This is a genomic window from Martinezella dioscoreae (assembly GCF_009176305.1).
Classification (GTDB): Bacteria; Pseudomonadota; Alphaproteobacteria; order Rhizobiales; family Rhizobiaceae; genus Rhizobium; species Rhizobium dioscoreae.
In genome coordinates this window covers 366374-379471 of record NZ_BLAJ01000001.1, presented here as the reverse complement: position 1 = coordinate 379471, position 13098 = coordinate 366374, and the positions used below count along the sequence as shown (strand labels likewise).

Below are 13098 nucleotides of genomic sequence, written 5' to 3'. Positions count from 1 at the left end.
GGATGAGCGATCGGGACATGACGATGAAGGGACATTTGAAGCCCTTCAAGGATTATAAGCCTGATCATTTCCTCTGGGATGTCAGCGAAGATGGCCGTGTCGCCACCATCCGCCTGAACCGTCCGGAACGTAAGAACCCGCTGACCTTCGATAGCTATGCCGAACTGCGCGATCTGTTCCGCGACCTCGTTTACGCTTCGGATATCCGCGCCATCGTGCTGACGGGCGCGGGTGGCAATTTCTCCTCCGGCGGCGACGTCTTCGAGATCATCGAGCCGCTGACGCGCATGGCGATGCCCGAGCTTCTGGCCTTCACACGCATGACCGGCGATCTCGTCAAGGCGATGCGCAAATGCCCGCAACCGATCATCTCGGCGGTGGACGGCATTTGCGCCGGCGCCGGCGCCATCCTTGCCATGGCCTCTGACCTGAGGCTGGCAACGCCCGAAGCCAAGACTGCCTTCCTCTTCACCCGCGTCGGCCTTGCCGGCGCGGACATGGGCGCCTGCGGCATCCTGCCCCGCATCATCGGCCAGGGCCGCGCCGCCGAGCTTCTCTTTACCGGCCGCTCGATGACATCTGCGGAAGGACAGGCCTGGGGCTTCTATAACAGCCTGCACGCCAGCGCCGAGCTCGAAAACGAAGCGCTCAAACTCGCCCGCTCGCTGGCCGACGGCCCATGGTTCGCGCACGGCATGACCAAGACCATGCTGAACCAGGAATGGGCGATGGGCATTGACGAAATGATCGAATCCGAAGCGCAGGCGCAGGCGATCTGTATGGCGACGCAAGATTTCCGCCGCGCTTTCGAAGCCTTCGCGGCCAAGCGCCGGCCTGAATTCCAGGGGGATTGAGCTGATGTCCACGGCAAGCAGCCTCCCCGGCCCGACCCGCGATCATCTGGATTGGCCCTTCTTCGAGGAGCGCCATCACCGTTTTGCCGCCGAGGTCGACGCCTTCGCGAGGTCGGGCATCATGGCTTCCATCGATCACGCCGATGTCGATGGCGCATGCCGCACGCTGGTCAAGGTGCTGGGCGAAGCCGGGCTTCTAGCGGCCGCGACAGGCGCGTCCGATAGCGAACCGCTGATCGATTCCCGCATGGTCTGCCTCGCCCGCGAAACGCTGGCCTGGCATGACGGCCTTGCCGATTTCGCCTTTGCCATGCAGGGGCTCGGCACCGGCGCCATCGGCCTTTCCGGCTCGCCCGAATTGCGCTCGACCGTCCTGCCCAAGGTGCGCTCCGGCGAATGGCTCGCCGCCTTTGCGCTGTCGGAAAAGGATGCCGGCTCCGATGTGGCCGCGATGAGCTGCGCTGCCCGCCCCGATGGCGATCACTATGTCCTCGACGGCGAGAAGACCTGGATTTCCAATGGAGGCATTGCCGACGTTTACACCGTCTTCGCGCGCACCGGCGAAGCGCCGGGAACCCGAGGCATCTCGGCCTTCGTCGTCTTTGCCGACGATCCCGGCTTCTCGATTGCCGAGCGCATCGAAGTGATCGCGCCGCATCCACTGGCGACGATCCGTTTTCATAATTGCCGCATTCCCGCATCGCGCCGCCTCGGCGCGTCAGGCGAAGGCTTCAAGATCGCCATGCGCACGCTCGATATCTTCCGCGCCTCTGTCGCCGCTGCCGGCCTCGGCTTTGCCCGTCGCGCGCTCGATGAATCGCTTGCCCATGCGCGGTCACGTCCGATGTTCGGCGCGGCGTTGGCCGACCTTCAGTTGACGCAGGCCGCCCTCGGCGATATGGCGACCGGCATCGACGCGGCGGCACTGCTCACCTACCGGGCGGCCTGGCGCCGCGACGTGCAGCGCTTACCGACGACGCGCGAAGCCGCCATGGCCAAGATGACTGCGACGGAAACCGCGCAAAATGTCATCGACCGCGCCGTCCAGCTTTTTGGCGGGCGCGGCGTGAAATCGGGCGAGATAACGGAAAAACTCTATCGGGAGATCCGCGCGCTTCGCATCTATGAAGGTGCAACAGAAGTTCAGAAACTCATCATCGCGCGCGAACTTTTGAAGACCAATTAATGGGAGATACCAGCATGAGCCGCGAGATTTTCGACTGGGCCGATCCGTTCCGGCTGACGGAGCAGCTGAGCGACGACGAAAGGATGGTGCTGGATACCGCGCATTCCTACGCGCAGGAAAAGCTCGCGCCCCGCGTCCTCGAAGCCTTCCGCCATGAAAAGACCGATCCGGCGATCTTCCGCGAAATGGGCGAGCTCGGCCTGCTTGGTCCGACCATTTCTCCCGAATATGGCGGCGCCGGCCTCAGCTATGTCGCCTACGGCCTTATTGCTCGCGAGGTCGAGCGCGTCGACAGCGGCTACCGCTCGATGATGAGCGTGCAGTCCTCGCTCGTCATGGTGCCGATCGAGACCTTTGGTTCGGAAGCGCAGAAGCAGAAGTACCTGCCGAAGCTGGCGACCGGCGAATGGATCGGCTGCTTCGGCCTCACCGAACCGAACCATGGCTCCGATCCCGGCTCGATGGTCACACGCGCAAAGAAGGTCGATGGCGGCTATAGCCTGACCGGCGCCAAGACCTGGATTTCGAACGCGCCGATCGCCGATGTCTTCGTCGTCTGGGCGAAGACCGAGGATGGTCTTATCCGCGGCTTCATCCTTGAAAAGGGCTGGAAGGGCCTCTCCGCACCTGCCATCCACGGCAAGGTGGGCCTGCGCGCCTCCATAACGGGTGAAGTCGTCATGGATAATGTCTTCGTGCCCGAGGAAAACCTGATGCCGAATGTATCCGGCCTCAAGGGTCCCTTCACCTGCCTCAACTCCGCACGCTTCGGCATCGCCTGGGGTGCGCTCGGCGCCGCCGAGGATTGCTATGCCAGGGCACGCCAATATGTGCTCGACCGCAAACAGTTCGGCCGTCCCCTCGCCGCCAACCAGCTGATCCAAAAGAAGCTTGCCGACATGGTGACGGAAATCACGCTCGGCCTACAGGGTTGCCTGCGCCTCGGCCGCATGAAGGAGGAAGGCCATCCGCCTGTCGAGCTGACCTCCATCCTCAAGCGCAACAGCTGCGGAAAGGCGCTGGATATCGCCCGCGCCGCCCGCGACATGCTGGGAGGTAACGGCATCTCGGACGAATTCGGCATCGCGCGCCACCTCGTTAACCTCGAAGTGGTCAACACCTATGAGGGCACCCACGACATTCACGCCCTCATTCTCGGCCGCGCCATCACCGGCATCGCCGCCTTTTCGAACTGAGGCCCGCCGTGGCATTCAAGACCACCAGACCTCTGCGCTTCGGAGATTGCGATCCCTCGGGGATCGCCTATTTCCCATCCTATCTGAACATCCTTGTCGGGGTGCTGGAAGACTATTTCGCCTCGATCGGCTTCTCCTGGCGAAAGTTGATCGACGACCGCCGCATTGGTGTCCCCACCGTGCGGCTCGATCTGACCTTCATCAAGCCGGGCCTGCAGGGTGACGATCTCGAATTCGTCCTTGCAGTCCGTGGTGTCGGCCGTTCCTCGCTCGATCTCGAACACCAGGTTTCGGCAAACGGCCATGTGCTGTGGACGGCCAAGCACCGCGTCGTCGCCACTTCGCTCGATACGCATAAATCCCTTGAATGGCCGGAGGATATCCGCGCCGTACTGACCTCTCATCTGGAGACGACCGATGCACACCATCCTGCAACCTGAGGGCTGGGCCAAGCCGATCGGCTATGCCAATGGCATGGCGGCCACGGGCCGCATGGTGTTCGTCGGCGGCCAAGTCGGCTGGAATGCCGCCTGCGAATTCGAAAGCGACGATTTCGTCGAGCAGGTGCGCCAAACGCTGAAGAATGTCGTTGCAATTCTTGCAGAAGGCGGCGCCGAGCCGAAGCACATCACCTCGATGACCTGGTATTTCACCGACAAGCAGGAATATCTCGGCAATCTGAAGGGGATCGGACAGGCCTATCGCGAGATCATCGGCCGGCATTTCCCGGCCATGGCCGCTGTGCAGGTCGTCGCCCTCGTCGAAGATCGTGCCAAGATCGAGATCCAGGCAACGGCAGTCATTCCGGAATAATATAGGCGGTTAAGATCATGTCGGCATTGCGCTTTTCGGACACCATCTCAGCGGCGCTGACCGACGGGATTCTCGTCGTCACCATCAACAATGCGCCCGTCAACGCGCTCTCTGCCGATGTCCGGGTCGGCCTGATGGCTGCATTCGACCATGCGGAGAAGGATGGCAATATTGCCGGCATCGTGCTCACCGGTGCAGGCAACAGCTTCATCGGCGGCGCCGATATCAAGGAATTCGGCAAGCCGCCGGTCGAGCCGCATCTACCTGATGTCATCGCCCGCATCGAAGCCTTTGCCAAACCCGTTGTCGCCGCGATCAATGGCGTGGCCCTCGGCGGCGGGCTGGAAGTGGCGCTCGCCTGCCATCACCGCCTTGCCGCGCCGACCGCGAAGCTCGGCCTGCCGGAAGTCAAGCTCGGCATCATACCCGGCGCCGGCGGCACGCAGCGCCTGCCGCGCCTCACCGGCATCGCTGCCGCCATCGACATGATCGCCAATGCACGCATTATATCGGCTGCCGAAGCACTCAAGCTCGGTATCGTCGACGGCGTGGCCAAAGATGAATTAATCGCCGAAGCTGTCGCCGACGCCAAGGCGGCCAACGTCGCATCGTTACGCCGCTCGGGATCGCTGACCGTTCCCCCGGAAGCTGCAGATGCGATCGACAAGGCGGCATCGGACGCATTGCGCAAGGCGCGCGGCCAGTGTGCACCGGCCGAAGCCGTCCGTCTCGTGCGTTTGGCGGCGACGATGCCTTTATCGGAAGGGCTTGCCGAGGAACGCCGCACCTTTATTACCCTCCGCGACAGCGAAGAGGCCGCGGCGTTGCGGCATGTCTTCTTCGCGGAGCGTGCCGCTGGCAAGGTCGAGGGACTGGAGGGCGTCGCTGCTCGCAAGATCGAAACCATCGGCATCGTCGGCACCGGCCTGATGGGTTCGGGCATCGCGGTCTCCGCTCTCAACGGCGGCTACCGCGTCATCGGCGTCGAGCAAAATGCCGAAGCGGCTGACAAAGGGCGCGAGCGCATCGCCGGCCTACTCGACAAGGCCGTGCAATCCGGTCGCCTCGATACAGCTGGCCGCGAAGATCGCCTCAGCCGGCTGACCGTGACGGCGGAGATTCAAGAGCTCGCAAAAGCCGATATCGTCATCGAAGCCGTTTTCGATGATCTCACCGTCAAGACCGAGCTCTTCCAGCGCCTCGATGCGATCGTTCGTGCCGATGCGATCCTTGCGACCAATACAAGCTATCTGAATCCAGACGTAATCGCCGCCGCAACGCAACGACCAGAGCGTGTCGTCGGCCTGCACTTCTTCTCGCCCGCCAATATCATGCGGCTCCTCGAAGTCGTGCACTGCAAGCAGACGGCGCCTGACGTGCTGGCGACAGCCCTTGCCCTGGCAAAGGGGCTCGGCAAACTGCCTGTCGTATCGGGCGTCACCGAAGGCTTCATCGGCAACCGCATCTTTTCCTCCTATCGCCGCGAAGCGGAATATATGATCGAGGATGGCGCGTCGCCGCAGGAGATCGACGCAGCACTGGAGGCCTACGGCTTTCCGATGGGGCCTTTTGCTGTGTTCGATATGGCAGGTTTGGAAATCGCCTGGGCGCGCCGCAAGCGGCAGGCCGCAACACGCGATCCCTCGGAGCGCTACGTCGTCATCGCCGACCGGCTCTGCGAAGCCGGCCGTTTCGGCCAGAAGACCGGCCGCGGCTGGTATGCCTATCCCAACGGCAAACGGACTGTTGATCCCGAGGTAGCGGCCATGATCGAAGCCGCTCGCGCCGAAAAAGGCATTGTACCGAGGAGCTTCACCGCTGAAGAGATCGTCGGGCGCCTGCTGAAAGCCATGGCCACCGAAGGCGAGGTGTTGCTTGCGGAAGGCATCGCCGCCCGCGCCAGCGATATCGATCTCGTGATGATCAACGGCTATGGCTTCCCTGCAAGCAAGGGCGGCCCGATGTTTGCGGCCGACCGCCGCTGAAAGCAGTCACGGCAGAGGGATCAGGCCGCCGAAGAGAGCAGCGTGAACAATTCCTGCGGCCGCTTGACGCCGCGCAGTGCATAACGGCCGACGGAAACGAGATCGTTGCTTTGCTGGCCTGCCAGCGCCTCGACGAAATTCGACGACATCAGGATGTTACGGTCAGCCGATCGGCACATCGAAGCGATACGGCTGACTTCGTTGACGGCCGGCCCGATGACCGTGAAGTCCAGCCGGTCCATGCTGCCGATATTGCCATAGAACACGTCCCCGATATGCAAGCCGAGATAGACGTCCGTGACCGGCCGGCCCTCGATCTGCCGCTGCGAATTGAGGTCACGCAGCCGCTGGCGCAGCAGCGATTCCGCCATCAGCGCGGCGGTGCAGGCGTCAGCGGAATTGCGAGCCTTGAAGATCGCCAGCGTGCCGTCGCCGATCAGCTTCAGCACGTTGCCGCCCGCCTCATGGATCGAGGAGATGACCGCATCGGCATAGGCATTCAGCATCGGGATGATTTCATCCGGCTCGGCCGTATCGGAGATGCGCGTGTAGTTGGCGAGATCGGAAAACCACAGTGCCGCCGAAATCCGCTCCGTCTTGCCTCGGGTGATCTTGCCTTCAAGCACATGCCGGGCGGCGTCTTCGCCGAGATAGACTTCGGCAATGGTACGGGCGATACGGCTCATGCCGGTGCATTTGATGGCGAGGGCGAGCGCCGGCGTCAGCTTGCGCAGCACGCGCAAATCCTCTTCCGGGAATCCCATTTCGGCGGCGGTGGCGAAGTTGGAATAGAAGCAATCCATCTCGCCGATCGTGCCGCCCTCTTCGAAGCGGTGGATCATGGCGATGTAATCGGTGTGACCATCGGCCAGCAGCGTGTCGAGCCCGTAGAAATCGGTCGGATCACCGAAGCCGATACGTCGGCGCACCTCGTCTCCGCCTGTCGTCAGCATATGATAGAAGGCGGAACGCTGCCAATTCTCGGAGGCGATCCCCTGTTGCGTCGGGCCATATTCGAACTCGCGCTCGATGATCTGATTGCCGTCCCAGCGGAACGCGCGACCCTCATAGACCGGATGCAGCGTATCCATCAGCGCCATGGCCCGATCGATGTTGAGACCATGCTGACGGCACTGCTCGCAGAAACCCGAGAGGATATCGACTTCCGTCATTCCCTTGAGACCGGCTTGCATGAGCCAGCTGGCAATTTCGCCAATGTCCTTCGCGTCCATGGATATCTCCCGACCCTCTGAAGGATTCGCTTTAGTACGAAACTCTAAGGCTTGGAATGCTGTACAACGCAAAATAGCCCCGATGCACGCAACAGATCGCCGCTTCTGTGGCACAGAAGCGGCGATTTGACACGTTCCAAGGATGATTGCGGGCCTTAGGCCTTTGCATGCGGCTTCAGCAGGTCTTCCAGACCGATGCGCCGGAAAAGCTCCGCGCGAACCCGATCGGCAACACCATTGACGATCTCAGCACCATCCTCCGAAGGATCTATATGGGTACGGAACGGCCGCGTTCCAAACGGCATGTCGACAATATCAACGATTGCCGTCGCCACCGAAGCCGCATCGGCATCCGCCGGTTCCAGCGAGGCTAGACCCTTCAGCGCCTGATCGGGAACGCCGGCATAAGGACCATTGTCATATTCCGCAGCGCGAGCCTTGTCTGCCGGCGAACCGGAATGGGCAAAATGGTTGGTGCCCTTCGTAAAAGCGCCTGGCACGATGATGGCGGTCTCGATGCCCCAGCGTGTCAGCTCCGACGCGTAGGAAACCGCAAGCGAATCCATCGCCGCCTTGGCTGCGAAGTAGGGTGAGAGATAGGGCGGCGTGCCGCCGCGCGTGCTGGACGAGGAGACCCAAACGACCAGCCCCTTTCCTTGCCTGCGCATATGAGGCAGCACGGCACGATTGACGCGCTGGGTGCTGAGCACATTGATGTCATAGAGCTCGGCAAACTGCTCGGGCGTGAAGGCTTCCGCCGGGCCGAAGGACATATGGCCGGCATTGTGTATGATGGTGTCGATGTGGCCCTGCTCGGCGATAACAGCGGCGATGCCGACTTCCACTGAAGCATCGGAGGCGACATCCAGTTCGACAGTCCTGAGATCGACGCCGTTCTCCGCAGCGAATGCCGCAGCTGCTTCGACCTGCGGCGCATTGCGCCCCTTGGTTTCGCGGATGCCGGCATAGACAGTGTGGCCTGCCTTAGCGAGCGCGCGTGCTGTCAGAGCCCCGAAGCCGCTCGATGCGCCAGTGATTACGATGACTTGCTTGCTCATGGTCCTGTTCCTTTGCTGAATTGGCTTTAGCTGACGATTGATTGAGAGAGGGAGGCAGGCGGCAGGCATTGCCTGCCGCCTGATTGGCTCAGATCATGCCGCCATTGGCGCGCAGCGTCTGACCGTTGATCCAGCCGCCATCCGGGCCGACGAGGAAGGAAACAGCGGCGGCGATATCCTGCGGCGTGCCGAGGCGCTCCAGCGGGTTCATCTTGGCCATGCGGTCGATCAGCTCGTCGCTCTTGCCGTTCAAAAAGAGATCCGTCGCCGTCGGGCCGGGCGCGACCGTATTGACCGTGATCGAGCGCCCACGCAGTTCCTTCGCCATGATGCCGGTCAAAAGCTCGACGCCGGCCTTGGTTGCGGCGTAGACGCCGTAGGTTTCGAGCTTGAGGCCGACGATGCTGGTCGAGAAATTGACGATGCGGCCGCCGTCACGCAGGCGCTTGCCGGCTTCGCGCAACGTATTGAACGTGCCCTTGAGGTTGATAGCGATATGACGGTCGAAATGGGCGTCGTCCGCGTCGGCGATCTTCGCAAGCTGCATGATGCCGGCATTGTTGACGAGGACATCGACACCGCCGAAGGCGGCTTCGGCTGCGTCGAACATGCGGCGCACGGCTTCGACATCGGAGACATCGGCTTTCGCGGTCAGCGCCTTACCACCCTTTTCCTCGATCTTGCGGGCCAGTTCCTCGGCTGCCACCTCGCTGCCGGAATAGTTGATGACGACGGTGAAGCCATCCTCGGCCAGACGCTCGGCGATCGCGGCGCCGATACCGCGCGATGCGCCTGTCACGATCGCTACCTTATTAGAATTGCTGCTCATTTTCCTCATCCTTCGTTGCTTTGCGCCGCAGCGCGTTTCGATGAGGAGAAGATGCCCCTTTTCATGGTGCGGATAATCAGCCAATAATCGGCATCACTATCCGAATTTAGCGAACAAATAATATGGACAAATTCGATGCCATGCGGGTGTTTTGCCGGGTCGTGGAACGGCGCAGCTTCACGCTGGCCGCCGAAGACACAGGTCTGCCCCGCTCGACGGTGACGGATGCGATCAAACAGGTCGAGGCGCGTCTCGGCGTACGCCTGCTGCAGCGCACGACAAGGCATGTCAGCCCGACACTCGATGGCGAGGCCTATTACCAGCGCTGCCTGCGCATCCTCTCCGATATCGAGGATGCGGAAGGCGCCTTTGCCGGGGCGAAGCCGAAGGGCGTCCTGCGCGTCGACGTACATGGAACGCTCGCGCGGCACTTCGTCCTGCCGAACCTGCCCTCCTTTCTCGAAACCTATCCCGATATCGAATTGCAGATCACCGAGGGCGACCGGTTCGTCGATCTCATCCGCGAGGGGATCGATTGCGTGCTGCGCGTCGGCACGCTGCAGGATAGCGACATGGTCGGCCGCCGCGTCGCCGTGCTGGAAGAAGTGACGCTTGCGGCACCTGCCTATGTTGAGCGCTTCGGCATGCCCGCCCATCCGGAGACGCTCGCCGGCCACCGCATGGTCGGCTTCCGCTCCTCCGCAACCGGCGGATTGCTGCCGCTGGAATTCCAGATCGACGGCGCCGTGCGCGAAATCACCCTGCCGGCCACCATCTCCGTCAACGCTGCCGAGAGCTATTTCGCCGCGGCAAAGCTCGGCCTCGGCCTGATCCAGGTTCCGCGCTATCACGCCGAGGAAGCCCTACAATCAGGTCAACTGCTGCATGTGCTGAAGGATTATCCACCAACACGGACGCCCGTCTCGATGCTCTATCCACGCAGCCGCCAGCTTTCGCCGCGAGTTCGCGTCTTCATAGACTGGCTGGTCAAGGTTTTTGCCGGACAGAACAGCACTGAAGTCGAGGCCGGATGAATATTCCGCGAAAGCGATCAAATAAATGAAATCGGCTCTTTGAATGCGCGGCCAGCACGCCTACGTCGTAGTGCATTACCCTACGGGCAATGCCGTCACTACTTCATGACGGCCTGACGATTTTCGAGAGAGAGCCCATGACCGAACAGAAGCAATTGAAGCTCGGGGCATTCATGCGCCCCGTCAGCCTGCATACCGGTGCCTGGCGTTATCCCGGCGCCTATCCGGACGCCAACTTCAACTTCCAGCACATCAAGAGCTTCGCGCAGGAACTGGAGAAAGCGAAATTCGACGCCTTCTTCATGGCTGATCACCTCGCGGTCCTCAACATGCCGATCGAGGCTTTGAAGCGCAGCCAGACGGTTACCTCGTTCGAGCCCTTCACCCTGCTTTCGGCGCTGGCCGCCGTCACCGATAGGATCGGCCTCGTCGCCACGGCGTCAACCACCTTCGACCTGCCCTATCACATCGCCCGCCGCTTCGCCTCGCTCGATCACATCAGCGGCGGCCGCGCCGGCTGGAATATCGTCACGACGTCCAATCCCGATGCCGCCCTTAATTTCGGCCTCGAAGAGCATATGGAACATGGCGAGCGCTACCATCGCGCCCGCGAATTCTACGACGTCGTCACCGGCCTCTGGGACAGTTTTGCCGACGATGCTTTCATCCGCGATCCCGAAAGCGGCATCTTCTTCGATCCCGAGCGGATGCATGTCCTCGGGCACAAGGGCGAGGAACTGAGCGTTCGTGGTCCGCTCAACATCGCCCGCCCGCCGCAGGGCTGGCCCGTCATCGTTCAGGCCGGGCAATCGGATGCCGGCCGCCAGCTTGCCGCCGAAACGGCTGAGGCCGTCTTCGCAGCACCCCGAAACCTTGTCGACGGCAAGTCGATCTTCGCCGATATCAAGGGCCGGATGAAGGCGATCGGCCGCAATCCGGATCATCTGAAGATCCTGCCCGCCGCCTTCATCGTCGTCGGCGACACGGTCGAGGAAGCAAAGGCCAAGCGGGCAAAGCTCGACAGCCTCGTCCATTACGATAGCGCCATCGCATCCCTGTCGATCGCGTTGGGACACGACGCTTCCAAATTCGACCCCGATGGCCCGCTGCCGGAGATTCCGGAAACCAATGCCAGCAAGAGCGGCCGCGAGCGCGTCATCGCCCTTGCCGAAGCCGAAAAGCTCACCGTGCGCCAGCTTGCTCAGCGCCTCGGCGGCTATGCCGGCCTTGCCTTCGTCGGCACGCCTGAGAGCATCGCCGATGAGATGGAGCAATGGCTGTACGAGGAAGGCTCGGACGGTTTCAACGTCGTCTTCCCCTTCCTGCCGCAAGGCCTGCTTGACGTGACCACGCGCGTCGTTCCAGAGCTGCAGCGCCGCGGCATCTTCCGCCGCGACTACGAAGGCACGACATTGCGCGAACACCTCGGCCTGCCGCGCCCGGAAAACCGCTTCTTCAAAGTTGCTGCCGAAGCCGCGCAGTAAGAGAGCCCATCACAAGAGAATAACATGAGTCATATCACGCCGATCGATTACGAGACCGCTTCCGAGGCCGTGCGCGCCGAGCATGATCGCGAAATGCAGCTGCGCGGCCGCATGACAAATATGAAGCGGATATTGCTGCACTCGCCGGTGGCGCATCGCATCTATGCGGAATGGTTTCCTTTGCGCGAGGAATTGCGCCCGGCGCTGGACGATCGTGCCGTCTGGCTGCTCTGCCATGCCATAGCGCTCGAATGCCGCTCGATCATCCCCGTCGGCTTCTTCCGGCGCGCGCTGATCAATGCCGGCCTGACGCCGGAAGCGATCGTGCCGACGGAAGAGGAAGCGCTATTGATCGAATTCGGCAAGGCGATCGTCAGGGATTCCAACGCCATTCCGGAGGAGATTTGGGATCGATTGAAGGCCTGCTACGATGAGCCAACGCTTGCCAATCTCGTAGCCTTTGCCGGGATCATGATTGCGACGGCGATCTACAATAATGCGGTAAAGGTAGATATCGATCCGGAGCTTGGGCCTTATCTTGAAGGGTTTGAGTTTCCGGCGGAATGAGGGGCAACGGCGGACACCGAACCATCTCGCCCTTGGCGGGCGAGAAAGCAATTTCATTGGTTTAGGAATTGCGACACGGAAGGTCACACATATTCCGAATGATAGCGCAATTTCTAAGCCATTGAAATCGCAAGAGCGGGGGTCCGTTACTTGTTGCTATTGCACTAGGAAAGCCGGTACGCACCTGCCTACCCCCTCCCTTGCAAAATCTAGCACTTAGCCTTGCGGCTAAATGCTGATTTTGCTTTCCCGCCCGCCAGGGGCGGGATAGAGCTAAAACTCACCCCGAAATCGTTGTCGAAAACTGCGGATTGCCGCGGATCGTGTTGCTCACCGTGCAAATCTCATCTTCGGCGGCATGCGCGATCGCGTTGCGGATTTCATCGCTGAAATCACCCTTGATGGTGAAGGCGATATTGAACTTCTCCACGCGAGAGAGGCCTTCGGTCGCCTTCTCACCCGTGACGACGGCGGTGACTTCGGTGAGCTTGTCGAGCACGCCAAGGCTGCTTGCCGCCATGCGGGCGCTCAAGACCAGGCAGGCCGAGAGCGACGAGTAGAGCAGATCGAGCGGATTGAAACCGGGCTGCGACGGCGAGGTGACGATGTCGATTTCGCCGCCGGTCACCGAGGTCACATGCGGAAAACCGGTGCGGCCGACCGTAGCGGTTGCGCCCGTCTGCCTCGTCTTCACTTTCAATTCGGCCATATCGAAAAATCCTTGAAATAAAAAGCGTGAAACTCTTTCTTTCTAAATAGGGATTCGTCGCGCAAGACACAATTGCGGTTCCCTCCTCTTGCGTCTTTCCTCCAGTTAAGCCACCAAATGGTTACAAGCACATCGCTGACAGGCAGTTCGA

13 protein-coding genes are annotated in these 13098 nt (G+C 61.5%); 9 read left to right on the top strand and 4 right to left on the bottom strand.

Translation table 11 applies throughout. The features are described from left to right. The first annotated feature begins 2 nt into the window (after nt 1-2). The 6 genes from GDN47_RS01845 to GDN47_RS01820 are packed head-to-tail and all read left to right on the top strand — an operon-like array spanning nt 3 to nt 6034. Nucleotides 3-854: an enoyl-CoA hydratase family protein gene (locus tag GDN47_RS01845; protein ID WP_152092575.1), complete on the top strand. Its 852-nt coding sequence runs from the start codon at nt 3-5 to the stop codon at nt 852-854. Nucleotides 855-858: 4 nt separating this feature from the next. Then, nucleotides 859-2040, top strand: coding sequence for an acyl-CoA dehydrogenase family protein (locus GDN47_RS01840; RefSeq protein WP_145632068.1), 1182 nt, complete (start codon nt 859-861; stop codon nt 2038-2040). Between the two features lie 14 nt (nt 2041-2054). Further along, nucleotides 2055-3236 (top strand): acyl-CoA dehydrogenase, encoded by a 1182-nt coding sequence (locus GDN47_RS01835; RefSeq protein WP_113351660.1) that lies wholly within the window; start codon nt 2055-2057, stop codon nt 3234-3236. A gap of 8 nt (nt 3237-3244) precedes the next feature. Next, nucleotides 3245-3676, top strand: coding sequence for an acyl-CoA thioesterase (locus tag GDN47_RS01830; protein WP_145632066.1), 432 nt, complete (start codon nt 3245-3247; stop codon nt 3674-3676). After that, nucleotides 3654-4049 carry a RidA family protein gene (locus GDN47_RS01825; protein WP_069611780.1) on the top strand — a complete coding sequence of 132 codons (396 nt, stop codon included), beginning with the start codon at nt 3654-3656 and terminating at the stop codon, nt 4047-4049. The genes GDN47_RS01830 and GDN47_RS01825 overlap by 23 nt, the downstream gene beginning before the upstream one ends. Nucleotides 4050-4066: 17 nt before the next feature. After that, nucleotides 4067-6034, top strand: coding sequence for a 3-hydroxyacyl-CoA dehydrogenase NAD-binding domain-containing protein (locus tag GDN47_RS01820; RefSeq protein ID WP_145632064.1), 1968 nt, complete (start codon nt 4067-4069; stop codon nt 6032-6034). A 20-nt stretch (nt 6035-6054) separates the two neighbouring features. Here GDN47_RS01820 and GDN47_RS01815 read toward each other — a convergent pair whose 3' ends face one another. From GDN47_RS01815 to GDN47_RS01805, 3 genes are all read right to left on the bottom strand, one after another. Further along, complete coding sequence (locus GDN47_RS01815) at nt 6055-7266, bottom strand: adenylate/guanylate cyclase domain-containing protein (RefSeq protein WP_113330311.1); 1212 nt, start codon at nt 7264-7266, stop codon at nt 6055-6057. 155 nt (nt 7267-7421) lie between these two features. Continuing rightward, nucleotides 7422-8324 carry an SDR family oxidoreductase gene (locus GDN47_RS01810; RefSeq protein ID WP_145632062.1) on the bottom strand — a complete coding sequence of 301 codons (903 nt, stop codon included), beginning with the start codon at nt 8322-8324 and terminating at the stop codon, nt 7422-7424. 88 nt (nt 8325-8412) lie between these two features. After that, the gene (locus GDN47_RS01805; protein WP_145632057.1) at nt 8413-9153 is read right to left on the bottom strand and encodes an SDR family oxidoreductase; all 741 of its coding nucleotides are present in this window, start codon (nt 9151-9153) and stop codon (nt 8413-8415) included. A 122-nt stretch (nt 9154-9275) separates the two neighbouring features. On the opposite strand from GDN47_RS01805, the gene GDN47_RS01800 reads away from it, so the two are divergent. From GDN47_RS01800 to GDN47_RS01790, 3 genes are all read left to right on the top strand, one after another. Next, a complete protein-coding gene (locus tag GDN47_RS01800) occupies nt 9276-10187 on the top strand; it encodes a LysR family transcriptional regulator (RefSeq protein ID WP_152092574.1) in 912 nt (303 codons plus the stop codon). Between the two features lie 137 nt (nt 10188-10324). Beyond that, the gene (locus tag GDN47_RS01795; protein WP_113355854.1) at nt 10325-11671 is read left to right on the top strand and encodes an LLM class flavin-dependent oxidoreductase; all 1347 of its coding nucleotides are present in this window, start codon (nt 10325-10327) and stop codon (nt 11669-11671) included. A 24-nt stretch (nt 11672-11695) separates the two neighbouring features. Further along, nucleotides 11696-12238, top strand: coding sequence for a carboxymuconolactone decarboxylase family protein (locus GDN47_RS01790; RefSeq protein WP_152092573.1), 543 nt, complete (start codon nt 11696-11698; stop codon nt 12236-12238). 280 nt (nt 12239-12518) lie between these two features. On the opposite strand, the gene GDN47_RS01785 is transcribed toward GDN47_RS01790, so the two are convergent. After that, the gene (locus tag GDN47_RS01785; RefSeq protein ID WP_145316198.1) at nt 12519-12947 is read right to left on the bottom strand and encodes an OsmC family protein; all 429 of its coding nucleotides are present in this window, start codon (nt 12945-12947) and stop codon (nt 12519-12521) included. Between the last annotated feature and the right edge of the window lie 151 nt (nt 12948-13098).

What these genes read in the sequence shown, in the direction of transcription:
- GDN47_RS01845 (WP_152092575.1), top strand. Translation starts at nt 3, where the DNA reads ATGAGCGATCGGGACATGACGATGAAGGGACATTTGAAGCCCTTCAAG.
- GDN47_RS01840 (WP_145632068.1), top strand. Translation starts at nt 859, where the DNA reads ATGTCCACGGCAAGCAGCCTCCCCGGCCCGACCCGCGATCATCTGGAT.
- GDN47_RS01835 (WP_113351660.1), top strand. Translation starts at nt 2,055, where the DNA reads ATGAGCCGCGAGATTTTCGACTGGGCCGATCCGTTCCGGCTGACGGAG.
- GDN47_RS01825 (WP_069611780.1), top strand. Translation starts at nt 3,654, where the DNA reads ATGCACACCATCCTGCAACCTGAGGGCTGGGCCAAGCCGATCGGCTAT.
- GDN47_RS01820 (WP_145632064.1), top strand. Translation starts at nt 4,067, where the DNA reads ATGTCGGCATTGCGCTTTTCGGACACCATCTCAGCGGCGCTGACCGAC.
- GDN47_RS01815 (WP_113330311.1), bottom strand. Translation starts at nt 7,266, where the DNA reads ATGGACGCGAAGGACATTGGCGAAATTGCCAGCTGGCTCATGCAAGCC.
- GDN47_RS01810 (WP_145632062.1), bottom strand. Translation starts at nt 8,324, where the DNA reads ATGAGCAAGCAAGTCATCGTAATCACTGGCGCATCGAGCGGCTTCGGG.
- GDN47_RS01805 (WP_145632057.1), bottom strand. Translation starts at nt 9,153, where the DNA reads ATGAGCAGCAATTCTAATAAGGTAGCGATCGTGACAGGCGCATCGCGC.
- GDN47_RS01800 (WP_152092574.1), top strand. Translation starts at nt 9,276, where the DNA reads ATGGACAAATTCGATGCCATGCGGGTGTTTTGCCGGGTCGTGGAACGG.
- GDN47_RS01795 (WP_113355854.1), top strand. Translation starts at nt 10,325, where the DNA reads ATGACCGAACAGAAGCAATTGAAGCTCGGGGCATTCATGCGCCCCGTC.
- GDN47_RS01790 (WP_152092573.1), top strand. Translation starts at nt 11,696, where the DNA reads ATGAGTCATATCACGCCGATCGATTACGAGACCGCTTCCGAGGCCGTG.
- GDN47_RS01785 (WP_145316198.1), bottom strand. Translation starts at nt 12,947, where the DNA reads ATGGCCGAATTGAAAGTGAAGACGAGGCAGACGGGCGCAACCGCTACG.